The 26370-nt window shown below is 39.8% G+C and carries 16 protein-coding genes; 13 read left to right on the top strand and 3 right to left on the bottom strand.

The window, feature by feature from the left end; genetic code table 11:
* Positions 1 to 228 precede the first annotated feature (228 nt).
* From C3K47_RS08080 to C3K47_RS08100, 4 genes are all read left to right on the top strand, one after another.
* Positions 229 to 2229: a urocanate hydratase gene (locus tag C3K47_RS08080; RefSeq protein ID WP_103788617.1), complete on the top strand. Its 2001-nt coding sequence runs from the start codon at positions 229 to 231 to the stop codon at positions 2227 to 2229.
* Positions 2230 to 2866: 637 nt separating this feature from the next.
* The gene (locus C3K47_RS08090; protein WP_243392518.1) at positions 2867 to 5161 is read left to right on the top strand and encodes a TonB-dependent receptor; all 2295 of its coding nucleotides are present in this window, start codon (positions 2867 to 2869) and stop codon (positions 5159 to 5161) included.
* Between the two features lie 273 nt (positions 5162 to 5434).
* Complete coding sequence (locus C3K47_RS08095; RefSeq protein WP_103788619.1) at positions 5435 to 6691, top strand: aspartyl protease family protein; 1257 nt, start codon at positions 5435 to 5437, stop codon at positions 6689 to 6691.
* A 103-nt stretch (positions 6692 to 6794) separates the two neighbouring features.
* A complete protein-coding gene (locus C3K47_RS08100) occupies positions 6795 to 9284 on the top strand; it encodes a zinc-dependent metalloprotease (RefSeq protein WP_165784657.1) in 2490 nt (829 codons plus the stop codon).
* Between the two features lie 68 nt (positions 9285 to 9352).
* Here the strand turns inward: C3K47_RS08100 and C3K47_RS08105 are convergent, their stop codons facing one another.
* Positions 9353 to 10555, bottom strand: coding sequence for an anhydro-N-acetylmuramic acid kinase (locus C3K47_RS08105; RefSeq protein WP_103788620.1), 1203 nt, complete (start codon positions 10553 to 10555; stop codon positions 9353 to 9355).
* A 233-nt stretch (positions 10556 to 10788) separates the two neighbouring features.
* On the opposite strand from C3K47_RS08105, the gene nagB reads away from it, so the two are divergent.
* The 3 genes from nagB (at position 10789) to C3K47_RS08120 (ending at position 15301) form a co-directional block, all read left to right on the top strand.
* Positions 10789 to 12720 carry a glucosamine-6-phosphate deaminase gene (nagB, locus tag C3K47_RS08110; RefSeq protein ID WP_103788621.1) on the top strand — a complete coding sequence of 644 codons (1932 nt, stop codon included), beginning with the start codon at positions 10789 to 10791 and terminating at the stop codon, positions 12718 to 12720.
* Between the two features lie 120 nt (positions 12721 to 12840).
* A complete protein-coding gene (locus C3K47_RS08115; RefSeq protein ID WP_103788622.1) occupies positions 12841 to 13971 on the top strand; it encodes an acyltransferase family protein in 1131 nt (376 codons plus the stop codon).
* A 109-nt stretch (positions 13972 to 14080) separates the two neighbouring features.
* Entirely contained in the window at positions 14081 to 15301 is a 1221-nt protein-coding gene (locus C3K47_RS08120) for a carboxypeptidase-like regulatory domain-containing protein (RefSeq protein ID WP_103788623.1), read from the top strand.
* On the opposite strand, the gene C3K47_RS08125 is transcribed toward C3K47_RS08120, so the two are convergent.
* Positions 15294 to 16823: a glycoside hydrolase family 10 protein gene (locus C3K47_RS08125; RefSeq protein WP_103788624.1), complete on the bottom strand. Its 1530-nt coding sequence runs from the start codon at positions 16821 to 16823 to the stop codon at positions 15294 to 15296. The genes C3K47_RS08120 and C3K47_RS08125 overlap by 8 nt on opposite strands.
* Before the next feature lie 306 nt (positions 16824 to 17129).
* Here C3K47_RS08125 and C3K47_RS08130 point away from each other — a divergent pair, with 306 nt between their 5' ends.
* Positions 17130 to 18053 (top strand): hypothetical protein, encoded by a 924-nt coding sequence (locus C3K47_RS08130; RefSeq protein WP_103788625.1) that lies wholly within the window; start codon positions 17130 to 17132, stop codon positions 18051 to 18053.
* 119 nt (positions 18054 to 18172) lie between these two features.
* Positions 18173 to 18394, top strand: a complete 222-nt coding sequence (locus C3K47_RS08135) for a DUF3820 family protein (protein WP_103788626.1) — start codon at positions 18173 to 18175, stop codon at positions 18392 to 18394.
* Position 18395: 1 nt separating this feature from the next.
* Here the strand turns inward: C3K47_RS08135 and C3K47_RS08140 are convergent, their stop codons facing one another.
* Positions 18396 to 19448, bottom strand: coding sequence for a WD40/YVTN/BNR-like repeat-containing protein (locus C3K47_RS08140; protein ID WP_103788627.1), 1053 nt, complete (start codon positions 19446 to 19448; stop codon positions 18396 to 18398).
* 88 nt (positions 19449 to 19536) lie between these two features.
* Between C3K47_RS08140 and C3K47_RS08145 the strand changes: the two genes are divergently transcribed.
* From C3K47_RS08145 to C3K47_RS08160, 4 genes are all read left to right on the top strand, one after another.
* Positions 19537 to 21093 (top strand): helicase HerA-like domain-containing protein, encoded by a 1557-nt coding sequence (locus C3K47_RS08145; protein ID WP_103788628.1) that lies wholly within the window; start codon positions 19537 to 19539, stop codon positions 21091 to 21093.
* 88 nt (positions 21094 to 21181) lie between these two features.
* Positions 21182 to 21640 (top strand): hypothetical protein, encoded by a 459-nt coding sequence (locus tag C3K47_RS08150; RefSeq protein ID WP_103788629.1) that lies wholly within the window; start codon positions 21182 to 21184, stop codon positions 21638 to 21640.
* 326 nt (positions 21641 to 21966) lie between these two features.
* Complete coding sequence (locus C3K47_RS08155; protein ID WP_243392519.1) at positions 21967 to 23139, top strand: efflux RND transporter periplasmic adaptor subunit; 1173 nt, start codon at positions 21967 to 21969, stop codon at positions 23137 to 23139.
* 46 nt (positions 23140 to 23185) lie between these two features.
* Entirely contained in the window at positions 23186 to 26362 is a 3177-nt protein-coding gene (locus C3K47_RS08160; protein WP_103788631.1) for an efflux RND transporter permease subunit, read from the top strand.
* Positions 26363 to 26370: the final 8 nt, after the last annotated feature.

The following is a 26370-nucleotide window of genomic DNA, read 5'->3' on the forward strand; positions in this document are numbered from 1 at the left end:
ATTAGTATTTGTAAAACTTGCTCATTCCCTTTCAGCAGCTTTTCTGTATTTTAATTCCTCCGCTAATACCTGAAAATATTTCAGATGACGCAACTCTATTTGATAACTCATAGTTATTAACAAGTGACAAAATTGGTATTTATAGGTATCAAAAGTAGCGCTTATTTTTGCATTAAACCATTGATGTTAATTCGTTAATAATCAGATTAAAAACCCATCAATACTGTTATGACATTTAAAGAAGAAATACTTCAGGGAATTCCGGCTCAATTACCTGTAAGAAAACCATACGATACTACTGTTAGCCATGCACCTATCAGAAAGCAGGTGCTACGTAAAGAAGAAAAGAAACTCAGCCTGCGTAATGCGCTGCGTTACTTTCCGGAGCAGTGGCACCAAGAGTTAGCTGCAGAGTTTTTGGAAGAGCTGGAAAAATATGGCCGGATTTATATGCATCGCTTCCGCCCTGATTATGCAATGTACGCTCGCCCAATTCATGAATACCCCCACAAGAGTATTCATGCCGCGGCAATCATGCTGATGATCCAGAATAACCTGGATCCTGCAGTTGCACAGCATCCACACGAACTGATCACTTATGGCGGAAATGGCGCCGTTTTCCAAAACTGGGCGCAATACCTGCTCACCATGCAATACCTTGCTATAATGACCGATGAGCAGACCCTTAATATCTACAGCGGGCATCCACAGGGATTGTTTCCTTCAGGTGCAACTGCTCCGCGCGTAGTAGTAACCAATGGAATGATGATTCCGAATTACTCAACACCTGATGATTGGGAGAAATTTAACGCCCTCGGTGTTACCCAATACGGACAAATGACCGCTGGTTCATACATGTACATAGGTCCTCAGGGAATTGTGCACGGTACAACCATTACTGTAATGAACGCTTTCAGAAAGCAACTGAAAACAGGTGAAAGTTCAAAAGGAAAGATTTTCTTGACAGCCGGTTTAGGAGGCATGAGTGGAGCTCAGCCTAAAGCCGGTAATATTGCAGGCTGCATAACTATTTGTGCCGAAGTTAATCCGGCCGCTGCCAGAAAAAGGCATGCGCAGGGCTGGGTAGATGAATTAATAGAAGATTTAAGTTTATTGGTGGAACGCGTAAAAGATGCAAAAGAAAAGCAGGAAGTAGTTTCACTGGCCTACCTTGGTAATGTGGTGGATGTGTGGGAACGTTTTGACAAGGAAGGAATCTTTATTGAAATCGGGTCGGACCAAACCTCACTTCATAATCCATGGTCTGGAGGTTATTATCCGGTCGGACTTAGTTTTGAAGAGTCTAATCAACTGATAGCAATCAATCCTGAGTTATTCAAACAAAAAGTTCAGGAGTCATTAAGACGTCATGCCGCGGCTGTAAATCGTCATTGTGCAAAAGGATCTTATTTCTTTGACTACGGGAATGCCTTCTTGCTCGAATGTAGCCGAGCAGGGGCCGATGTAATGGCTGAAAACGGCATCGACTTTAAATATCCTTCTTATGTTCAGGATATTCTCGGGCCTATGTGCTTTGATTATGGTTTTGGGCCATTCCGTTGGGTTTGTACTTCCGCTAATCCTAAAGATCTGCAAATAACTGATCGTATCGCCAAAGAAGTTTTAGCTGAAATCAAAACAACAGCACCTGCTGAAATACAGCAACAAATGCAGGATAACATCATTTGGATTGAAAACGCGGAAGAGAACAAGCTGGTGGTGGGTTCGCAGGCTCGTATTCTTTATGCTGATGCAGAAGGTCGTGCTAAAATTGCTTTGAAATTCAATGAGGCTATAAAATCGGGTGAATTATCAGCACCAGTGGTGCTAGGCAGGGATCATCATGATGTAAGTGGAACAGATTCTCCATTCAGAGAAACCAGCAACATTTATGATGGCAGCCGATTTACCGCCGATATGGCTATACAAAATGTGATCGGCGACAGTTTCAGAGGCGCTACCTGGGTGTCAATCCATAACGGCGGAGGCGTTGGATGGGGTGAAGTAATTAACGGAGGCTTCGGAATGTTACTCGATGGAACCGAAGCTGCTGCCCAAAAGCTGCAAAACATGTTGTTTTATGATGTGAACAATGGTATAGCGCGCCGAAGCTGGGCTCGCAATAAAGAAGCTCGTTTTGCCATTGAACGAGAAATGGACAGAACGCCTTCATTAAAAATTACCCTGCCAAACCTGGTGGATGATGAAACGTTGAACAATTTATTTTAAGTTAATTACTCTGTGCTTCCGTGAAACGCTGTGATTTATTTATTGCAGCGTTTTATAGTGCACATAAGCCCATTTATCTTTTCCATTAATAAAGACTTTGTTACTTGTTGTGGCTTGTTTTAGGTTGATGCCTGAGGTATATTTGAGCCGTGATTCACAGTGCAAAAAAACGAACTTTAAAAAAACTGTTATCAGGTTGGCTATTAGCTATTTTCCTAATAACTTTGGTTCCATTTGCCGCCTTCCACAATCATAGCAGTAAAGAATCGGCTGAGTCTACGCAACACGTAATTAAAATAAAAGACAACTCGGGCCAATGTTTGATCTGCAGTTACCATTTTGTTAAAGACTTCCTAACCGAAAGCACTTCTCCCATCCCATTCAATATCTTTAGTTACAAAATTTACCATTCTGAAAACTTACAGCCTCAACTCTTTAACATTGCTTTAAAACAGCTAAGAGGCCCTCCTTCCCTTAGTTAAATCTTCTTTAAGGCACACAAAAACACTGTGGTTGCTTTCGTTTAACCCAGGCCTGCTTGCAGCAAATACCCAAGGGTTTACCCATACTTATTAATCAAAATTATTTCTCGCAGAAGAACAACCATTCGTGTTGGGTCTTCGACAATATATTTTTTATGCTTCGCAGTTATCTATTGATTTTATTACTGGCCGGCTTAATGGCGAACACCACATCAGCTTATGCCAATTCTATAACCAGCGTTAGCGGTCGGGTTACAGATAAACAAACCGGTGAACCTTTACAAGGTGCTATTGTAAGTATTTCGAACTTAAAACTAGGATCTACTACTAATAGTGAGGGAGAATATACGTTGATCAACGTGCCAAAGGCGAAACTATTAATAGCAGTAAGCCGGTTGGGCTATAAAACCATATCCCAATTGGTTGATTTCAGCAAAACTTCAAAAGCCGATTTTCAGCTGGAGATTTCAGTAATTGAAGCCGATGAAGTGGTAGTGACAGGGTCGCCCATTTTGGGAAAGAATTCTAAGAACAGTACCACAATCGAAACCATTTCAAAGAGTGAATTGACGCAATCAGGTGCTACCAATATTATTGATGCACTTAAAACCGTTCCGGGAGTTTCACAAATAACAACTGGAGGTGCTATTTCAAAACCGGTAATCCGAGGATTAGGCTACAACCGTATTGTAACGCTTAGCAATGACGTAAAGCAGGAAGGCCAACAATGGGGAGATGAACACGGGATTGAGATCGATCAATATTCGGCATCAAAGGTTGAAGTGCTTAGAGGCCCTGCCAGTTTATTTTACGGCTCTGATGCCTTGGGCGGAGTGATCAATATTATTGATCCGGTTGTTTCGGCTCCGGGAGAGCATAACGGCCAACTGACTTCAAACTATTCAACCAACAATGGCTTAACGGCCAGCAATCTCCAATTTCAGGGCAATACGGATGGCTTTGTGTATCGGCTAAATGGAACTTATAAAAACGCCATGTCCTTTAAAACACCTACTGAACGAGTTTATAACAGTGCTTTTAATGAAAGCGACCTTTCGGCGATGTTAGGTTTTAACAAATCGTGGGGCTTTGCCCATTTAACTTATACGCTGTTTAACACCAAAATTGGCTTAACAGAAGGGGAACGGAACGAAAATGGGAGTTTTGTTGATATTGATGGAAATCCGGTTAGCGAAAGTGATTTGAAAAGTCGTTCGATGTTTCTGCCTTTTCAGCATGTAACACACCAAAAATTAACGTTCAACTCCAATGTTACGCTAGGCTCCGGTTTCTTAAAAACCACCATTGGCTTTCAAAATAACCAGCGCAGGGAACTGGAGGAAACGGCTACTGATCCTGCCACTTATTTCTATTTAAACACCTATTCATTAGATACTAAATATTATTTCGAAGAGTATGATGGCTGGGCGCCGGTATTAGGTCTTTCGGGTACAGTTCAAAACAATAGCAATAAAGGAGAAGAGGCCCTTATTCCTGCTTACGATATGTTTACCGGAGGAGCCTTTGCTTATGTTAAAAAAGCTTGGGATAAAGTTACTTTGGATGCCGGTTTACGATTTGATGCGCGTAAAATTAATGGAAAACAAGAGTATCAGTTCAACTCTTTTAACAGCAGCTTTTCAAACCTGTCGGGTTCGATTGGACTAACCTGGCAATTAACAGAAAAACTTGGATTTAAGGCCAATGTTGGCCGTGGTTTTCGAGCGCCCAACATCGCCGAATTGAGTGCCGATGGGATTCACGAAGGTACTTTCCGTTACGAAAAAGGAGAGCCCAATTTGAAACAGGAAACCAGTTTACAATTTGACGCGGCTCTTAATTGGGAGGACAAATACCTTAGTGTGGAGTTAAACGGCTATTATAATTTCATTAACGATTATATTTATTACCAAAACATTAACAATGAACAAATAGATATTGACGGTCAGTTATTCCCGGTATATCATTATATCCAGGGAAACTCCTCACTTCGTGGTTTTGAATTCAGATTCGATATCCACCCTGTTGATCAGCTCCATTTCGAAAATTCCTTTGCTTATACCAGGGGTACAAATAATAATACAAACACCAATCTTCCGTTTATCCCTCAAGCCAAATTGATCAATAGCATTCGTTATAATTTCAACGGAAAGAAAAATGCAAAAGTTTCCAATGTGTTTATTTCATTAGGGCTGGAAACTAGTTTTAAACAAGACAAAGTTGATCCTTTTGAAACCACATCAAATGGTTATTCCGTTTTAAACGCCACAACAGGAACCACTATTCGTTCTGCTTCGGGTAAAGAACTCTTTTCGATGTACCTCGCCGGCGTTAATCTTGGTAATACCAATTACATTGACCATTTAAGTCGCTTTAAAGAAATTGGAATCTTAGGAATGGGGAGAAATATTACTCTCGGATTTTCCATTCCATTTTCTAACCAAAAATAAACGGACTACTTAATCGAAAGGGGGGATTCTCTATAGAAAATCCCGCCTTTTTTATTCTATCTCGAATTAATCTATTTGCATAGAATATGCCTATTAGTTTAGTTAGACTTCTCTTTTTCACACAATACTCCCTACGTTTAAATCAATACTTAATTATCCATTAAAAATATTACATATAAAGCTAGGCTCGAAGGGCATTTTTTAGTATATTTAATTTACGACTCTCGACACAAACCAATTTATCTATTTGTCGAAAAATTTAATCCCTAAAAAATGATTTGTTGCTATAACATATCATTTATCCATCAGGCACTTTTCAGAAGATTTCTGCTAAGCATACTATTATTGTTTTTCAGTTTTAGTTCGTTTGCCCAATATCAATTTCTGCTTCCCAATAAAAAGGAACAGGTTAGTATTCCTTTTGAGTTTCAGCGTAACCTTATTATCCTGCCGGTTTATATTAATGGACATGGGCCGTACAACTTTATTTTAGATAGTGGCGTAAGTATAATGCTTATCACTAATCCTGAAATACAAGATTCTCTTAATTTGAATACCGGAAGGGAAGTTATCATCAAAGGCTTGGGAGAAGGAGCCGATCTGCGGGCGACAATAGTTACCGGTATGCGTATGACCATAGGTAAGGCCGAATGCTCGAACATGGCAGGTGCTGTTATTCCAAAAGATGTGCTCGATCTCTCGTCATATGTAGGAATGCCTGTAGCCGGCATTATTGGCTATGATTTCTTTAATAGCTTTGTGGTTAAGATCAATTATGTTAACCAGGTAATTACCATTTTTACCGCTAATCAGTTTAAGCCTTCTAAGAAATGTAAACCCGTACCTCTTTTAATAGAAAATCAACGTGCCTATGTTTTTGCTGATGTTAAAATTACAGATACAAAAACCATAAAAACAAAACTGATCATTGATACAGGAGCCGGACACCCGGTTTCGCTCGAACCTTCCACCAATCCAGATATTAAAGTGCCTGACTCTACATTAAATGCATTTTTAGGTCGCGGTTTAAGTGGCCCTATTGATGGTTTTATTGGCCGTATTAAACACCTGGCATTCAGCGATATTGAAGTAAACAATATCATTACCTCATTTCCTAATCATGATGATGTGACTGACAAAGTGGTAAGTAACAGGAATGGAAACATTGGCAATGACCTGCTAAAACGATTCACTGTTATCTTCGATTATCAAAAATCAAGGATGTTCCTTAAACCAAACTCTTATTTCAATTTGCCTTTTGAACATGATATGAGCGGATTGGAACTTGTTTCAGATAACACAACCCGCCGGTATTTTATTTCGTTAGTACAGCCTGGTTCCCCAGCTGATGTAGCCGGATTGCAAAAAGACGATGAGATTATATCGATCAACCTGAAACCTGTCTCTGAAATGCCTGTTTCTGAAATAGATAACCTGCTACGATCAAAAGACAACCGTGGAATCCTTATTCAATTCCACCGTAAAAATAGCACCAATTATGTTGTGCTTACCTTAAAACGCAGAGTTTAACACTTCTTACCCCTCTGTAAAATCTCTGTTGTGCTTCCCTTTTTTGGCCATCTTATAAGTTGAAGATGTAGCTTTGCTTTAACCTTACTAAAAGAAAGAGTACATGATTAATTTTTCAGCAAAGCGAAAGCTATTAGGAACAATTATGCTTGCTTCCGGCATTGCATTCTCTGCAATGGCTCAGCAAAAAATTGAACCTTCAAAAACCCCCAACGGCCCTGGGCCATCAATGATGCAGCCTCAGCAGGCAAAACAAGGCATGCGTCCTTATTCAGAAGTGATAACCGCGAAAGCTGTTTCTGACAAGGGCCTTTTTACTGTTCATAAAGTGGATGACCGTTATTTTTACGAGATCCCGGATTCATTAATGAACCGCGACCTGTTATTGGTTACGCGTACTTCAAAAACTGCTAACGGCCTTGGCTATGGTGGTGAAGAGCTCAACTCAAAGGTTATTCGCTTTGAAAAATACGAAAGTAAAAAAGTGTTTTTGAGAGAAATCTCTTATGACATTGTGGTAGATAAAAGCTCGGAAATGTATCAATCGGTACAAAACTCAAACGTTCAACCTATTATTGCCAGCCTTGATATTAAATCTTTAAGTAAAGATACAACAGGAGTTGTGGTTGACGTGACTGATCTGTTTTCTAAAGACAATCCTTCATTTACATTTCCTGAAGACCTGCGTAAAAAATATCGCATTGCTGGAGTAGATGACAGCCGCTCATACCTTAGCAGTGTAAAAAGTTATCCGTTAAACATCGAGGTTAAAAATGTTTTCACCTACCGGGTTAATGGAGCTACTCCCGATGCAAACGGTTCAATTGCTACTGTTGAAATCAATAACTCCATGTTGCTGTTGCCTAAAGAGCCGATGATGCCACGTTATTTTGATAATCGTGTGGGCTACTTTGCTCAAACACAAGTTGATTTCAGCGCTGAAGAGCAGCAGGCCGGAAAAACCACCTTTATTCGTCGCTGGAGACTGGAGCCTAAAGATTTAGAAGCCTACAAGCGTGGTGAATTGGTAGAACCTAAAAAGCAGATTGTTTATTACATTGACCCTGCCACTCCGGTAAAATGGCGTCCTTACCTTATTGCAGGTGTAAACGACTGGAATAAAGCTTTTGAACAAGCTGGCTTTAAAAATGCAATTGTTTGTAAAGAAGCTCCATCACCCGCTGAAGATCCCGAATTCAGCACGGAAGATGCGCGCTACTCTGTAATCAGATACTTTGCTTCAGAAATACCTAATGCATATGGACCGCATATTGCCGACCCTCGCTCGGGTGAAATAATTGAAAGTCACATTGGTTGGTACCACAACGTGATGAAACTAGTGCGTAACTGGTTTTTTATTCAAACTGCGGCAGTAAACCCAGATGCACGGACCCTCAAATTTAAAGATGAGGTAATGGGACAATTAATTCGTTTCGTTTCATCACATGAAGTTGGTCATACACTGGGCCTTCGTCATAATTACGGTTCGAGCTTTGCCTACCCTGTTGATTCATTGCGATCGGCATCCTTTACAAAGAAAATGGGTACAGCTCCTTCAATTATGGATTATGCACGATTCAACTACGTTGCTCAACCTGAAGACAAAGGTGTTAACCTCTACCCTGCAATCGGTATTTATGATAAATTCGCTATCGACTGGGGATATCGTGTAGTTCCGGGTGTTAAAACACCAAAAGAAGAGGAATCTACTTTAAACAAAATGATTGTTAAACATGCCGGTGACCCTTTGTATTTCTTTGGAACAGAGATGAATCCTGCTGATCCTCGTTCACAAAACGAAGACCTAGGTAATGATGCCGTGAAAGCAAGTACCTACGGTGTTAAAAATCTTAAGCGCGTGCTTCCTAATCTGGCAACATGGACCTATGAAGAAGGTAAGGATTACAGCGACTTAAAAACTATGTATACTGAATTAACCAATCAGTGGAATCGTTATATGGGCCATGTGGCTAAAAACATCGGCGGTGTATATGAAACTCCGAAATCATACGATCAACCTGGCGATGTTTACACTCCGGTTTCAAAAGAAATGCAGAAAAAAGCTGTTGCGTTTTTAAATGAACAGGCATTAGCGACTCCAACTTGGTTAATTGATCAAAATATTCTGCGCAAATTCGACCAATCAAGTGTTGTTGATCGCATCAGAGCATTTCAGAGCAGTATTTTAAATTCAATTTTTAATGTCGACAAACTATCTCGTTTAATTGAGTTTGAAACCACCAGCCCTACTAATTCGTACACGGTTACCGAATTATTTAAAGACGTTAGAGGTGGTGTTTGGAATGAATTAGCTGCCGGCAAAAACATCGACACTTATCGTCGTAATTTACAGCGTGCGTATGTTGAGCGTTTAGCCAATTTATTAACGCCTCCACCAAATCAAGACAACCTGCCTCCGGCACAGCGTCGTCCTGATCAAACGCAAACAGACATTCGTCCATTGGCTAAAACCGAATTAAAAGTTCTGCAGGCACAAATTTCAGCAGCAACTCCAAAATATACTGGTATCAACAGGGCTCACCTTGAAGACCTTTCACAACGTATCAAAGATATTTTGAATCCAAAATCATAAAACTAGAAGAGCCGGAAGCATTTACTTCCGGCTCTTTATTTTATAGATTGAATGAATTAATGCATTTCTTAAGGAAGTGAAATTTTTCCCATCGTAACTTTAGGCGTTCCCTTTTCTTCATTTCCAAACAATTCAGATTCTTCTCCAGCTACTAACTCATTGGCTAGTACAGCGAATAATACAGCTTCTTTTGCATCGGGAATAATGCCCAACTCCTCTGTGGTATGAAAAACACACTCAGGTAACTGGCTTTTAATATCTTCCATCATACACGGATTATGAATCCCCCCTCCACTTCCGTAAACATGAAGTTTAATACCTTTTGAAAAACAACTTTTAATTGCCTCCACAATGCCATCGGCACTGAATCGAGTTAATGTCCTGATCAGGTCTTCCGGAGATATGTCTTTTTTACCAACTTTTTTTAATACTTCATCAACATAATTGGAGTTAAAAAGCTCTGGTCCGGTTGATTTAGGAAACGCTTCTTTAAAAAACGAATGTTCTTTAAGTACACTCAGCAATGCTTCATTCATTTTTCCCGATCTGGCAATCTTTCCATCTTCATCATACGCCATTCCCGGATAAAATTTATGAATGTATGCGTCAATGAGTGTATTTCCTGTTCCCACATCTGTAGAAAACACCTTTGTCGGATCCAAATCAGCTGGCAGGTAGGTAAAATTGGCAATACCACCTATATTTAGCATAATTCGATCTTCGCCCTTTTCAGAGAATATCAAATAATCACCATAAACTGCGAGCGGAGCCCCTTCGCCTCCGGCGGCAATATGCTTTTGCCTGAAATCGCTGATAGTAATAATACCAGTATTCACCGCCAAATGATCCCCATCTCCAATTTGCAGGGTCGCATTTCCAAATTTCTCATTCCGATGCAGTCTTTTGGGTGCATGAAAGACCGTTTGACCATGACTTGCAATTAGGTCAATCGATTGCGTTTCAAAACCCCATTTCTTTAAGCAATCATTTATTAATTTCGCATGGATGGTTGCTATAAAGGGGTTTAAAACGCATAATTGCTCAAATTTGACCTCTTCTTTAGCAAAGATTTTTCTTATTTCCAGTTTAAATTTTTCGTCAAATGGAATGGTTTCAAATTGAATAATTTTCACCCCCGTTGAGGGGCCTGCCCCTTTAACTGAACAAAGTGCAATATCAAGTCCATCCATTGATGTACCTGACATAAGGCCAACTATTAAACGTTCACTTTTATTAGAAATAGCATTTAAACGAGCAATTTGTTGTTTCATGTAACTGTAAAATAGTTTTTAAAAGTAGTAAATTCAAGCATTTAATATCGGCCTTGTAAAAGTTTGACCAATTATCCATTTCGTAATTCTCGTTTATTATTTATAAAAATTTTTTTTAACTACCATTGACAAAAAAATAAAATTAAAATTCTATTTTTGAGTCGAAGCAAAAAAGCAAATGATGGTTTGCTAAAAATATATTCTCAGGGTATTTTTTTAATGAAACTTTAAATATGGGCTACAGTTCAGAAAAACAAGGGAGAGCACGCTTTGAGCGAATTCCGACCAAAATTTACAGCAACTCTTCACTGGCATCAATTGCCGTTGCAAAAGAAATTTCAGAATTAATTCGCGAGCGTCAGCAAGATGGAAAGCATGTAGTATTGGGATTGGCAACAGGCTCCACCCCTATTAAAGTTTACAAAGAATTAATTCGACTACACAAAGAAGAAGGACTGAGCTTTTCGAATGTTTATTCGTTCAACCTTGACGAGTACTATCCAATGCAGCCTGATTCGTTGCAGAGTTATGTCCGTTTCATGGAAGAACAGTTGTTCAATCATATTGATATTCCTAAATCGAATTATTTCATCCCATCTGGAACTTTACCACAGGACGAGATAGCTGCTTTTTGCGTTGAATATGAGCAAAAAATTGAGAATCTGGGAGGTATCGATTTTCAACTGTTAGGAATTGGAGGTAACGGCCACATTGGTTTTAACGAACCTGGGTCATTGCAAAACTCAAGAACCCGTTTAATTACACTGGACCAAGTAACAAGAGCTGCAGCTGCAGGAGAATTCCAGGGAATTCAGAATGTTCCTCGCAAGGCTGTTACTGTTGGTGTTTCGACTATTATGAAAGCCAAACGGATAGTATTAATGGGTTGGGGCGAGGGTAAGTCTAAAATTGTCGCCACTGCCGTTGAAGGTCCTATAACTGATCAGGTTCCGGCTTCTTACTTGCAATTACATTCGAATACTACTTATGTAATTGACGAGAGTTGTTCGAGCGAATTAACCAAGATCAAAACACCTTGGGCAGTTGATTCAGTAGTTTGGGATAACGCCATGACCAAAAAGGCAGTTTGTCACCTGGCATTAACTCTTGATAAATCGATCTTAAAGCTTACAAATAAAGATTATAACGATAATGGTATGGGCGACCTGCTTTCTAAATATGGTCACGCTCACGATTTGAATATTGATGTGTTCAATCAGTTACAGCATACTATTACCGGTTGGCCTGGAGGAAAACCGAACGCGGATGATTCTACTCGTCCAGAGCGCGCACAGCCTTCTAAAAAGCGTGTTATTATCTTCTCTCCACACCCTGATGATGATATTATTTCGATGGGTGGTACATTCCAGCGTTTACATGATCAGGGACATGATGTGCACGTAGGTTATCAAACTTCCGGAAACATTGCGGTTGCAGATGATGAAGCCATTCGTTTTGCTGAGTTCGTGGTAAGTTTTAACTCGAAATTTGGGTTTGATAATGCGGACGCATCAAAAATTTATTCAGACATCATTTCTTTCGTAAAAACAAAGAAAACCAGTCAGATAGATACCAGTGCTCTTCGCCAGATCAAAGGAATGATGCGCGTTGGAGAAGCGAAAGCAACCTGCCGCTTTGTGGGCATACCTGAACAAAATGCGCATTTTATGAACCTCCCGTTCTATGAAACCGGAGCTGTTCAAAAAAATCCGCCTACAGATAAAGATATTCAGATTACAATGGACCTGATCAAGGAAATTAAACCTCATCAGATCTTTGCTGCCGGAGATTTGGCAGACCCGCATGGTACTCACAAAGTTTGTCTGGATGTAGTTTTCGAAGCTTTGAAACGACTGAAAGCAGACCCTGCAAATGCTGATTGGATTGGGGATTGTTGGTTATGGTTATATCGCGGAGCATGGGCTGAATGGGACATTCATGAAATTGAAATGGCAGTTCCAATGAGTCCTGAACAAATTTTAATTAAACGATTTGGAGTATGGAAACATCAATCGCAAAAAGACGGTGTGGTGTTTCAGGGTCAAGATGCCCGTGAGTTCTGGCAACGTGCCGAAGAACGGAATAGTGGCACAGCCCAACTTTATAACCAGCTAGGCTTAGCTGATTACGCAGCCATGGAGGCCTTTGTAAGATGGCATTATTAATAATTGGTAAATTGGTTTGTTAACAAATGCCGGCAATGCCGGCATTTTTGTTTTTATCTTAAATTTTATTAAATAGCACTTCTAGCTTCAATAAAAAAAACGCAAACCATATAGCCAAAAATGACAGCAAGCACAGTTGTCGCTAAACCGCGACTATTATCATTAGACTTTTTCAGGGGAATTACCGTTGCGGCCATGATTTTGGTTAACAACCCCGGCAGCTGGTCACACATTTACCCACCTTTAGAACATGCTCATTGGAACGGCTGCACCCCAACCGACCTTATCTTTCCCTTTTTCTTATTTATTGTGGGTATCTCCATAGCCTTTGCTTTAACGAGCCAGAAAGAACTGGAAGATCAGAGTAAAGCCATAAAAAGCATATCTATTCGAGCGCTTAAGCTATTTGGACTGGGTTTGTTTTTGGCGCTTTATCCAAAATTCGACTTTTCAACAGTCCGCATTTTAGGAGTTTTACAACGCATAGGAATCGTTTTCTTTATTTCTGCCTTTATTTTCTTAAAGGCAAAACCAAAAACCATTGCTATTACCGCAGGCAGCCTGTTGGTGATCTATTATATATTAATGAATTTTGTTCCGGTTCCTGAAATTGGATATCCAAATATGGAACCCGAAACCAATTTAGCTGCCTGGATAGATCGTTTAATTTTAACAACCGACCATACCTGGAAACAATCAAAAACCTGGGACCCTGAAGGTATCTTAAGTACCCTTCCATCAATTTCAACTGGATTATTTGGTGTGTTATGTGGAATTTGGATGAAAAAAGAAAACGATAATGGCAAAAAGATAGCCTGGCTGTTTGTTTTGGGTTTTGCAGGTGTTATAGCCGGCTTAATTTGGAACTTTGTTTTTCCGATCAATAAATCGTTATGGACCAGCTCTTTTGTGCTTTATACTGCCGGACTTGGGTCAATGGTGTTTGGATGCTGCTATTGGTTGATTGATGTTTATGGTTATAAGCGGTTTACCAAACCATTTGTGGCCTTTGGTTTAAATGCCATAACGGCATTCTTCCTTTCGGCATTTTTTGTTAAAACATTGGCATTAATACAAGTAACAAATGCTGTGGGAGAGCAGGAAAACGTAGTGACCTATCTTTACAATCAGTTTGTAGTACCTTACTTTTCTCCAAACAATGCATCGTTAATTCATGCCTTGGTTTGGGTTTTGGTATTTACAGGCATAATGATGTTTATGCAGCGCAAAAAAATTATTATCAAGGTTTAAACTCCTTATTTTAATAAACCTATAAAAGCTGATAATTAGACTATTATCAGCTTTTTTTTGTTTTATTTATGCCGATTTATGACTATATTTTAATAGCATTTCATTGGTTATGAATCGATTTACGCACGCTCTACTACTGCTGATTCTTGGCTTCAACCTTGTTCATGCGCAGGTGATAGTTCAGGGATATACCTATAATCAGAAAGATAAAACGCCCATAGCCTACACAAGTATTGAACTGTTTGATAAAAGCCGCGGAACGTTGACCAACGACAATGGTTATTTCGAACTTCATCTCGACAGCCTACCTGCTTTAATTAAAGTATCGTGTTTGGGTTACGAAACTAAAATGGTTCCTATTCCGGATACCACCTTTCTATCTATAGCCCTTCATCCAACAATAATCCCTTTGAGAGAGGTGCAGGTTAAATACCAAGATGACATAGCCAAACTGGTGGAGCAAACCAGAAATAAGGCTATCAAATCGAGGAGAAATCAATTGACCGGACGCGCCTTTTACCGCCAGTTCAACAATAATGATTCGGTTTGTACCGAAGTGCTGGAGTCATTTTATGATATCTGCAGTAATAATAATGGCATAAAAAGCTGGGATTTAACGCAAGCTCGCTACGGAATAAAAGATGTTGACACGGGCAACCGCGTGTATATCTATAATCAATCGGTAATAACCCGTTTTTTAAAGGTTTATGCTGATGCCACACCCGGCTTGGACATATCACAAGCAATTGTAAATCAACCTCGTAAACAACGGGTCTATTATGAAATGGCCAATCAGTATGAAGATCCCAGTTCTGGTCAGCAGATAGTTGAACTTTTATTCCGAAGTGCCAAAAACAAACATGACAGTACATACGGTCATATCTATATTGATGAAAAAACATTCGATATTTTAAAAGTTCAGGGAACATATGTCGATAAAGACAATCGATTAATTACACCCAGCGGCTGGGAGCGACAAAATGTGGAAACGATAGAAAAAACAAAGTTGGACTATGAAATACGATTTAAAAAGCTGGCAGAAGATGTGGTTACCGTGGACTATATTAAAACTAAGGTTTCATTGTTCACTATCTATAAAAAAAGGAAGATCACCCTTACCTCCGACAGCTTTTTCTATGTGTATGAATACGATCCAGAATTGAGCGTGAATGACATGAGCCCCGAGGTAAATGATTATGAAAATGTAAAGAATTTGCCTTACGACCCGGTATTTTGGTTCAACAACCCGATTATTAAACGCAATCCTATTCAGCAGCGTTTAATAACCGAGTTTGAGCGAGAAAATATTATTGGAAACCTTCTTAATTAACAGGAATCGAAATTAAGCATTGGTCAATGCTTTCGTTTTGCATACGATCCAGGCTTGTTACGACATAGGTGTACACTTGCTTGGTTTTTGCCTCTGTATCCACAAATGAAGTTTCGTTATACACTACTGCAATGATCTTCCGTGGATCGTTAATATCAAATATCTCTCCCTCCGCCAGTCGATATATTACGTAAGCACGGGCAGCATCTCCGTCTGAAGCTAATTCAGGCTGGGTCCAACTAAGCTTAACCACACCCGGATTAGTTTGCTCTGCCGTAATATGTCCTGGAGCATTTGGAGGAATACTATCAATCCACGGCATTGTTGGTGGCAATGACTTATATCGATAATAATTATTCTTAAGTGTATCTGTAAAACCCATAATATTACGGGTTAGAGATTTGGAGCTGAAATAAACCTGACCTGAAACTTCTGAATAAGCACGAGTGAACTTAATCTGATCGGACATATGTTTTGGATTGCGCCACGACGGATCAGTTCCTATACGATAAGCTCCCATTCCAATATAAATATGGCGTCCGAATGAATTATTGGCCCACCAATCGGTTAAGGTCTCAAAATCGGCTTTAGGATGACCAATATTGAAATAAACCTGAGGCAACATATAATCAACCCAGCCTTCTTCCAGCCATTTACGTGTGTCGGCATACTGATTATAGTAAGAAGCACCTCCGCGTGTTTCCGATCCATCCGGATCCTGGTAACTGTTTTTCCAAATACCAAAAGGACTGATGCCGAATTTCACCTTTGGCTTTGCCGCAACAATGCTGTCGTGCACCATTTTCACTAAAATATCGACATTGTTTCTGCGCCAGTCTTCAATGGTCGTAAAACCATTCGGATATTTTTTAAAAGTGGCCCAATCGGCTATATATTGTCCCGGCTCTGGATAAGGATAGAAATAATCATCAAAATGCACACCGTCAACATCATAGTTTCGTACTACATCCATAATCACCGAAACAATGTACTCTCTAACCTCAGGTAATCCTGGATTAAAAAGCATTTGTCCCCCGTAATTAAAGAACCATTCCGGCTTCTTTTTGGTAATGTGGTTAGGGGCAGCGGCACCTTTGGCTCCTCTATGGGTGGCCCGATAAGGATTAAACCATGCATGAAACTCCATTCCACGCTTATGACACTCTTCTATCATAAACTGCATAGGATCATACTCAGGATAAGGAGAACGGCCCTGCTGACCTGTTAACCAATATGACCAAGGCTCCCGGCTTTTAGCATAAAATGCATCAGCGTTGGGTCTCACCTGCCCGAAAACAGTATTAATACCGGTGCGATAATGCTGGTCGAGGATATATTTAAACTCATCTTTTTGCTCATTGGAGCTAAGGTAAGGAGTGCTTGGCCAATCAATATTGGCAACCGTTGCAATCCAAACTCCTCTCAACTCTCTTTTTGGAGGATAATTTTGCTGAGCACTGGCAGGATATATATATAAAAGGGTAACTATAAACGCTAAATACAAACTTAATCTCTTCTTCATAATATCTTTTACGATTTTGTTTTACCTAATGGTAAAACATTCATCTTCTCAATGCGTAGAAATAATTGCACATATTTCTGTAACATTGCTTACAAACCTCAGTATAAATGCCTATAATGCGCTGGCATTAAACTTGTATTTGTTACTCGAATTCAATTTAAGCCTAACTCTATTCTGCTTAAAATATTGTCAGGGCGCAAAAGTAGATAAAAACATTACGAGTTTTTAATCAAACCTGTTAATGTATTGTCATAAAGAGAAATAGTTAACATAATAAAGAAAGAGGAACCACAAAAGCAATTAACAATGGAAGACACCATGACCACAGACGAATCAAAATCTAAGAATTGGATTTACATTCTTGCAGGAATTATAGTTCTATTATTAGGGGCAAATGCTTACCTATGGTTAAATAAGAACGAAAAAGAAGCAAAACTCATCACCATTACTGATGAGAAGCTTTCCCTTCAGTTAGAACTTGAAAAACTTAAAACAGAATTAAACTCTGTTAAATCTTCTAACCAAACTTTAACAGCCGATTTAGAAACAAAAGAAAAAGAACTTACTTCTAAAATTGAAGAACTTGAGGTAGCATTACGTAACGGAAAGTTATCAGCTGCTCAACTTTCAAAAACCAAAAAAGAAATTGCTACTTTAAAAGAAACCATCAATCAATATCTTGCTGAAATTGAAACATTAAAGCAGGAGAAAGAGCAGTTGACTGCCGAAAACACCACGCTAAAAACAAATGTTGAGGAGTCTAACAAGAAAAACGCTGATTTATCGTCTCAAAATACTGAATTGAGCAATAAAGTTACCTTGGCTTCAATGCTTAAAGCTTCTTCGGTAACAGCTAAAACCTTTAAACGCAAAAACAGCGGTAAATTTATCGACAATGTTAAAGCTAAAAACATTGACAAATTGGTTGCTGAGTTTGCAGTAGCTCCAAACGAGCTTGCTCAAGAAGGTCCTTACATGGTATTTATGCAAATTGTTGACCCAAGTGGTAAAACAATTTCATCAACTTCGGCTTCTGAGGCACCTAAAGATTTAGTAATAGGCGGAGAAAAAGTTGAGTATACCACTTCAACAACAATGGTATACGCTAAAAACAACCCTAACTATGCAATTGAATGGTTAAACAGCGAAGGATGGGCTGCAGGAACTTATACAGTAAATTTATTTACCGAAGGTTCTAAATTAGGTACATCAACCTTTATGCTAAAATAATTTATTCCGATACATACTGACGCAGAACGGCTCGATTTAATATCGAGCCGTTCTAGTTTTTACAAAGTTTTATACTGTTTCTCTTTACTATCCTATCTTCGCTCTAAATAACCCTATAAATTTTGAATCCGGAGATATTAAAAGAACTCACCACACTGAAAATGCCCTACGGCAAATACAAAGGCGTTTTAATCTGTAATTTACCTGAGCCATATCTTGTTTGGTACCATTCAAAAGGTTTCCCCCAAGGTAAACTGGGTATGCTACTGCATACCATTTACGAAATAAAACTAAATGGTTTAGAATATTTACTTGATCCCCTTAAAAAAGGGAAGTTTTAACTTAGTTGTTTGCCCCTATATCTGTTAAATTCATTTTGCCGATCAACCCTTTCGCTCCTGCAAACCAGGCAATTTTCCCTGATGGGGTTATGCGGAGCGTATAAAAACTTTCATCACTTATTTTTAGCCAGGTAAGTCCGGCATTATTTGAATAATAAACGCCGGGCAAACATGCCGCTAATAGTTTTTTACCTTTTGATCCTGGAATAAATTGAACGCATGAAACAAATGGCAGTTGATTGGCTTTTACTTTCCATGTACGTCCACCGTCTTTGGTAAAAGCAATGGTGTTTTTAGTTTCAGCTTTATTGTCGTAATCACCTCCTGCAACAACACCGATCTTCTCATTATACATATCAAGTGAAAAGATCCCAGTCATTTTTGAACCTTGTTGAATGGGTGTTTTAAACAACTTCCATGAAGCTCCATTATCACCAGAATAAACCACACGCGCTTTTGGCCCTCCAGTGGCAATCCAAATATGTTTACCTAATGCATCCATAGAAGTATTAGAGGAGGCAAAAAATGCTTCGCCGCTATCAAGCGCAGGCAAATCATTACAGTTTATCGGGTTCCAGTTTTTACCGGCATCGTTGGTTTTCAATAATTGAATACATCCACTCAGTGGATCTCCCAAAGCATATCCAACTTCATCCGACACGAAAACTAATGCGTCAAAGAACTGATCTTTAGCTTCATTTTTATACCGTTGCTGCCAGTTAAACCCATCATCGCTTAATTGAAGTATGTAACCGGGCGAGCCAATATTAGTCATAAAAACGGCTCCTGAAGGCAAGGCTGCAATACTCCTGAATTCGGCATTCCGTAAATCATTTCCTTTTTGAATAACCGTCCAACTGTTATCATTATCGATTGTGAAACCATATTTACCTTTGCTTCCACCAAACCAAACTGTTGAATCATTTGGCACTGCTATAGCCCTGATACTCGTTGAAGTATCTGGTTTAAAAATCTGAATAGCTACCTGCTGAGAATAGGCCAGCTGACCTGCTCCCATTAATAGTAATGTGGAGATTATTTTAATTCTGATCATCGAGGTAAGTAGGTTTTTTTGTCGCGTAAATTCGTGTAAATTTAGCTGCTTAACAATTTAAACAACCAGTTAATAATACGTTTTCCTGATGGATAATAAAGAAAAATTTCGCGAAGTTATTAGCTCCGGATATACCTTTTCGGGCGACAGCATCATTTTAGGAACCTCTATTTTAAATGGAGAAATTCTGGAAAACAACCAGGTAAAGGCCCCATTAAAAACCTTTAACCGCCATGGACTTATTGCAGGGGCCACAGGTACCGGAAAAACCAAAACCTTACAGGTAATTTGTGAAAAACTCGCCGATAAAGGTGTTTCTATTTTAGCCATGGATATTAAGGGCGACTTAAGCGGTATCAGTCAGGCTGGCGACCCAAATAATACAAAAGCCACTGAAAGAGCCCAAAAAATAGGCGTTGAATGGAAACCATTAGGAACTCCAACAGAATTAATGTCGATCTCAGATGAAAAAGGAGTTAGATTAAGAGCCACTATTTCAGAATTTGGCCCGGTTTTGTTGTCGCGTATCCTCGATTTAAATGATACACAATCAGGTGTACTTTCTCTTGTTTTTAAATATGCCGATGATAAAAGCCTCCCGTTGCTAGACATAAAGGACCTACGCAAGGTGCTTCAATATGTCACTGCTGAAGGTAAAGCAGAAATTGAATCTGCTTATGGATCAGTAAGCCCTGCATCAGTTGGAACCATTTTGCGTCAGCTAATAGCCCTTGAAGAGCAGGGAGCGGATAAGTTTTTTGGAGAGAAGTCATTTGAAGTAGAAGACCTGCTGAGAAAAGATGATAATGGAAGAGGTTATGTAAACATTATCCGTTTGGTTGATTTGCAAACTAAGCCTCGACTATTCTCTACTTTTATGCTTTGTTTACTGGCCGAGATCTACCAAAAGTTCCCTGAACGCGGAGATGCAGATATGCCGGAACTGGTAATTTTTATTGATGAGGCGCACCTCATCTTTGACCAGGCAAGCAAGGCCCTGCTCGAGGAGATAACAGCAATGGTAAAGCTTATCCGTTCAAAAGGCGTGGGCTTGTTTTTTGTAACCCAAACACCTACCGACATACCTAATGAGGTGCTTGGCCAGCTGGGTATGAAAGTGCAGCATGCTTTGCGTGCATTTACCGCTGTTGACCGGAAAGCAATTAAGTTAACCGCTGAAAACTATCCGGAAACCGAATTCTACAAAACCGAAGATCTTTTAACCCAAATGGGTATTGGCGAAGCCTTAATTACGGTGTTAAACGAAAAAGGAATTCCAACGCCATTGGCTCATACACTTCTTTGTCCGCCACAATCGCGAATGGATGTTTTATCACCGATTGAAATGGATGCATTGGTAGATAAATCGAGCCTTGCGAGGGAGTACAATCAGGACATTGACCGTGAAAGCGCATTCGAAATTCTAACTAAAAAATTAGAAGAGTCTAAAAATCAACAGCAAGCTGAGGAGCAGGCCAAACAAGAAGCTAAAGAACAGAAAAAGGCATCGGAAGAACCCAGCATGATTGAAGAAGCGATAAATAGTCGCGCGGGACAAACTATCATTAAAGAAGTTACCCGTGGATTATTAGGTGTTTTAGGTTTATCGACTTCAACAAGAAGAAAAAAAAGCGGTTGGTTTTAATTAAATTTAGATTGCCAATTTTTAGTTAGATGCGTGCATAGTTTATTACTGAAATTTTTCTACTTTCAGCCCGAATAATTTTATAAAAATGTTTGAACCAATTGTAAACGCGATAAAAGGCGAATTTGCGGAGAAAGCTCAATCAGTATTGGGTTTAGAGGAAGCCAAGGTGGAACCTACATTAAAGTGTGTGAGTGGTTCATTGGTTGATACTATTAAAAAACAAGTTTTTGGCGGCAAGCTAAACGAGGTTATTGAGCTTTTAACAGGAAATAACCCTGCCGAAGCAAGCAATCCTATTATGTCAGCTCTTACAGGCGGACTAGTGGAAAGCTTCACTTCTCGCATGGAAATGGAAGCCGGAGAAGCTCAACGGATCACTGATTTCACTGTACCATTTGCCGTTGAAAAAATCGTTGAGAAGTTTAAAGAATCAGGACATACTGCAGATTTAGATGGATTTGCAGCGTTTATCGGAATCGATAAAAATATTCTTAAATCAGTTTCAGGAGGTATTGGTGGTTTCTTCGGAAACATGTTCGGATAATTTCTCTGAAGTTAAAACAAAACTGGAAGCCATGAATTGCCTAAAGCAGACATGGCTTTCGCTTTTTTAAACAATTCTATTAAGCTGTACTTTTTAAATAAGGTTTATAGCTCTTACGATCGCACCCCAAGTAACTTTTCTATTCGTTTTCGCATATAGTAACTCCGAAAAACTTTGATTTTAAAGGCATTTTGTAACTTAAACCTGCAAAAGCAAAAAGAGTTATAAACTTTTTTAAAAAACACGTGTTAATATTCGACACAAACACGTGACAAACATCTCATTCTAACTATATATAAACTATAAACTACATATAACTTATGGATATGAAAATATCAAAAGCAGCCCTTTTCTCTTCAACATTTTTACTTGGAGGGGTTTTGCTTTTTAGCTGTAAATCATCCGGGCAACAAGATCAGCAGAAAGAAATGCCGCCACAGCAATTACCGGTGCTAACTATAACTCCTACTACCGCTACTACTTTTACGGAGTTTACCACTTCACTCCAGGGTAAGGTAAACGTAGAGGTAAGACCACAGGTAGATGGATATCTCCAAAAAGTATACGTGGATGAAGGACAATTTGTAAAAGCCGGCCAGCCTTTATTTAAGATTGATGACCGGGTTTACCGGGAACAGGTGAACACAGCAACTGCCGCTTTACACTCAGCTGAGGCTAATCTTTCTAATGCGCAATTAGAAATTGATAAGCTTACTCCGCTTGTTCAGAACAAGGTGGTTTCTGAGGTTCAGCTCAAAACAGCGAAGGCCAGCTATCAAACTGCAAAAGCCAATGTTGAGTCGGCAAAAGCAATGGTGGCCTCAGCGCAAATAAATGTTGGGTATTCAACCATTACAGCCCCTGTTAGTGGCTATATCGGCAGACTTACACAACGCGTAGGAAGTTTAGTTGGCAAAACGACAACCGATCCGTTAACCATTTTATCAGATGTAAGTGAGATCTATGGTTATTTTTCTGTTGGAGAGGCCGATTTCATGCGTTTCAAAGAGCGTTACCAGGGAAATACATTGGAAGAGAAACTGCGTAATGTGCCGGGTGTAACCCTGATTTTGGCTGATGGCAGTGAATATCCACAAAAAGGAAAAGTTCAGATGGGTGAAGGCCAGTTTGACAAAGCCACCGGATCGATCAGTTTAAGAGCAACATTCCCAAATAGTGGCGGCATTCTTCGTTCAGGCAATACCGGAAAAATCAGGCTTGTTCAAACGGTAAATGAGGCTTTAGTGGTTCCCCAAGAATCGACTGTTGAAATGCAGGATAAGATCTTTGTTTACTTGCTGGCCGACAGCAACAAGGTGAAAGCAACTCCCATCACTGTTTCGGGAAAAAGCGGCACTACCTACGTGGTTACTTCGGGAATTAAACAAGGTGATAAAGTAGTGTTTACCGGCATCGGCAATTTACAAGATGGAATGAAGATCGTTCCCAAACCAATGAATGCTGATAGCACCTTGAAAGTTCAGCTTTCGATGAAATAGTAAACAGTTGCATTAACCGCTCTTTAGTCGCTTAAAATTTATTTGCATGTTAAAGAAATTCATAGAACGGCCCGTTCTGGCAACAGTAATATCGGTGATATTAGTGATGCTCGGCGCCATCGGTTTATATACCCTACCAATTACCCAGTTTCCTGATATAGCGCCGCCAAGTGTACAAGTTACGGCCAGCTACCCGGGCGCTAATGCCGAAACTGTATTGCGTTCAGTAGTAATCCCACTCGAGGAAGCTATCAACGGTGTTGAAAATATGACTTACATTAAGTCGACCGCCAGTAATGACGGATCGGTTTCTGTCAGTGTGTTTTTTAAACTTGGCACTAATGCTGATGAAGCTGCCGTTAATGTACAAAACCGTGTTTCCGGGGTAACCAATCAGTTGCCTGTTGAGGTAGTTCAATCGGGAATTACAACTGTAAAACAGCTGAATAGTTTCATTATGCTGATCAGTTTATATTCTGATAATGATAAACTTTATGATGAAACCTTTTTACAGAATTATGGCAAGATCAATATTATCCCAGAAATTAAACGTGTTCCGGGTGTAGGTCAGGCCATCATTTTTGGAAATAAGGATTATTCAATGCGTATCTGGCTGAATCCACAACAGTTAGCTTCCTATAAACTATCTCCTAAGGAAGTTTTAGACGCCATTCAAGACCAAAACCTGGAAGCGGCACCTGGTAAATTTGGTGAAGGCAGCAAAGAATCTTTTGAATACGTTATCAAGTACAAAGGAAAGTTAAGTCAGCCGCTCGACTATGAGAACATTGTTATCCGGTCGAATAATGATGGATCAATATTGCGCTTAAAAGATGTTGCAAGAGTAGAATTTGGCTCAAGCAGTTATTCGGGTAATACACTTAATAATGGTCGCCAAAGCACGATGGTGGCAATTTTTCAAACTGCCGGATCAAACGCGAATGAAGTTCAAACGCAAATCAATGAATTGATTGCAAAGGCTGCCAAAGCATTCCCGAAAGGAGTTCATTACGATACTATTTACAGCACAAAGGAACAATTAGACGAGTCGATTTCACAAGTAAAAAGCACCTTGATTGAGGCTTTCATCCTTGTATTTCTGGTGGTGTTCTTGTTTTTGCAAGATTTCAGATCAACGCTGATTCCTGCCATTGCTGTTCCCGTAGCTATTATTGGAACATTCTTTTTCATGCTGCTTTTCGGATTTTCGATCAACCTCCTTACTCTATTTGCGCTCGTACTTGCCATAGGTATCGTGGTGGATGACGCCATAGTTGTAGTGGAGGCCGTACACGTAAAAATGGAACAAACCCATTGGCCGGCGCGTAAAGCCACTTTTGCTGCCATGAGCGAAATTTCAGGCGCTATCGTTTCCATTACCCTGGTTATGTCCGCGGTGTTTTTACCTGTTGGATTCTTCACCGGACCAACAGGCGTTTTCTACCGACAATTTGCCTTTACCCTTGCTATTGCAATCCTGATTTCCGCAGTAAACGCTTTAACACTAAGTCCTGCACTATCCGCTTTATTTCTAAAGAATGTACATGCTAATGGCAATGGTGTTCAACATAAACAGAACTTTTCAGGTAGGTTTTTCTCGGCTTTTAATGCCGGGTTTGGCGCCATGACGACTAAATATGTTAAAAGCCTTCAGTTCCTGATTCGTCATAAATGGATCTCCCTAGGCGGACTTGCTATAATTACAATCGCCACTATCTGGTTTATGATCTCCACTCCAAAAGGATTTATTCCGAATGAAGACAACGGTTTTGCGGCAGTAGCGATTGCCCTGCCTGCCGGCTCATCTCTGGAACGAACCAATGAAGTTTTGAAAAAAGCCGATAGCGTTTTGAGAGTTATCCCTGCGGTAAGTGATGTGATTGCGATAAGTGGTTTTAACTTATTAAGCAACTCCGCAAGCCCTTCGTTCGGAATGGCCTTTGCCAATCTTCGGGACATGAAAGACCGTGGAGAGGTAAGCGATATAAACGGAATCGTTGGACTCATGAACCAGCAGCTTGCTCAAATTAAAGAAGCCTCATGCTTCGTATTTACTTTTCCAACAGTGCCCGGCTTTGGGAATGTTGATGGGTTGGAAATGGTCCTGCAAGATAGAACGGGTGGCGATTTGAATAAATTTTCTCAAACAGCTTTTGCCTTTAATATGGAGCTGATGCAGCAAAAAGAGATCGCTGTTGCGTATACTACTTTTAAAAATGATTATCCTCAATTTGAATTAGAAGTTGACCAGGTAAAAGCAAAACAGCTGGGCGTAAATGTAAAAGACCTGATGGCAGTGATGCAGGCTTTCTACGGAGGTATGATGGCTTCAGATTTTAATCGTTTTGGGAAATATTACCGGGTGATGATGCAGGCTGATGCTCCTTATCGTCAAACTGAAGGATCATTAACAAATGCGTTCGTTAAGAATGACAAAGACGAAATGGTTCCCCTGAATACGATTGCTAAACTAAAACGTGTTTACGGTCCAGAATCATTGGATCGCTACAACATGTTCAACTCCATTACGGTTAACATAATGCCAAAACCGGGTTTTAGTACCGGAGATGCATTAAACAGAGTTGAAGAAGTTGCGTCCAGAAAGCTTCCGAGAGGTTACTCTTTTGAATGGACAGGTATGAGTAAAGAAGAAAAAAACTCTGGAGGACAATCGGTGCTTATTTTTTCACTGTGCGTATTATTTGTTTATTTCTTGCTCTGCGCCCAGTACGAAAGCTATATCGTGCCTCTTGCTGTAATTCTGTCTATCCCAACCGGTATGCTTGGTGTATTTGTGGCCATCAACTTAACCGGTATCCAAAACAATATTTACGTTCAGGTAGGACTTATCATGCTCATCGGTTTGCTGGCGAAAAACGCGATCCTAATTGTGGAATATGCTATTCAGCGACGCAGGGCGGGTATGAGCTTAATGGGTTCGGCCATTGAGGCTGCCCAGCTACGCTTACGTCCAATTATTATGACTTCCATAGCTTTTGTGGTTGGCTTAATTCCATTAATGCGCGCTACCGGACCATCGGCCATTGGTAATCACTCCATAAGTATTAGTGCCGCTGGAGGTATGCTAGCAGGTGTTGTTCTGGGTTTATTCATCATTCCGGTATTGTTTATTGTGTTCCAGTTTATTCAGGAAAAAATTACCGGGAAGGCCTACATCAACAAGTTTGCTGACGATGAAAAAGAAGAACCGGCATTACGTTAAATTTTAAT

This window comes from Solitalea longa (assembly GCF_002920915.1).
In the GTDB taxonomy this organism is placed as follows: Bacteria; Bacteroidota; Bacteroidia; order Sphingobacteriales; family Sphingobacteriaceae; genus Solitalea; species Solitalea longa.

Excerpts from the sequence above, each read along its gene's own strand:
- C3K47_RS08120 (WP_103788623.1), top strand. The coding sequence starts at position 14,081 with ATGAATCGATTTACGCACGCTCTACTACTGCTGATTCTTGGCTTCAAC.
- C3K47_RS08145 (WP_103788628.1), top strand. The coding sequence starts at position 19,537 with ATGGATAATAAAGAAAAATTTCGCGAAGTTATTAGCTCCGGATATACC.
- C3K47_RS08150 (WP_103788629.1), top strand. The coding sequence starts at position 21,182 with ATGTTTGAACCAATTGTAAACGCGATAAAAGGCGAATTTGCGGAGAAA.
- C3K47_RS08080 (WP_103788617.1), top strand. The coding sequence starts at position 229 with ATGACATTTAAAGAAGAAATACTTCAGGGAATTCCGGCTCAATTACCT.
- C3K47_RS08130 (WP_103788625.1), top strand. The coding sequence starts at position 17,130 with ATGGAAGACACCATGACCACAGACGAATCAAAATCTAAGAATTGGATT.
- C3K47_RS08115 (WP_103788622.1), top strand. The coding sequence starts at position 12,841 with ATGACAGCAAGCACAGTTGTCGCTAAACCGCGACTATTATCATTAGAC.
- C3K47_RS08155 (WP_243392519.1), top strand. The coding sequence starts at position 21,967 with ATGAAAATATCAAAAGCAGCCCTTTTCTCTTCAACATTTTTACTTGGA.
- C3K47_RS08095 (WP_103788619.1), top strand. The coding sequence starts at position 5,435 with ATGATTTGTTGCTATAACATATCATTTATCCATCAGGCACTTTTCAGA.
- C3K47_RS08140 (WP_103788627.1), bottom strand. The coding sequence starts at position 19,448 with ATGATCAGAATTAAAATAATCTCCACATTACTATTAATGGGAGCAGGT.
- C3K47_RS08125 (WP_103788624.1), bottom strand. The coding sequence starts at position 16,823 with ATGAAGAAGAGATTAAGTTTGTATTTAGCGTTTATAGTTACCCTTTTA.
- C3K47_RS08090 (WP_243392518.1), top strand. The coding sequence starts at position 2,867 with ATGCTTCGCAGTTATCTATTGATTTTATTACTGGCCGGCTTAATGGCG.
- C3K47_RS08160 (WP_103788631.1), top strand. The coding sequence starts at position 23,186 with ATGTTAAAGAAATTCATAGAACGGCCCGTTCTGGCAACAGTAATATCG.
- C3K47_RS08100 (WP_165784657.1), top strand. The coding sequence starts at position 6,795 with ATGATTAATTTTTCAGCAAAGCGAAAGCTATTAGGAACAATTATGCTT.
- C3K47_RS08105 (WP_103788620.1), bottom strand. The coding sequence starts at position 10,555 with ATGAAACAACAAATTGCTCGTTTAAATGCTATTTCTAATAAAAGTGAA.
- nagB (WP_103788621.1), top strand. The coding sequence starts at position 10,789 with ATGGGCTACAGTTCAGAAAAACAAGGGAGAGCACGCTTTGAGCGAATT.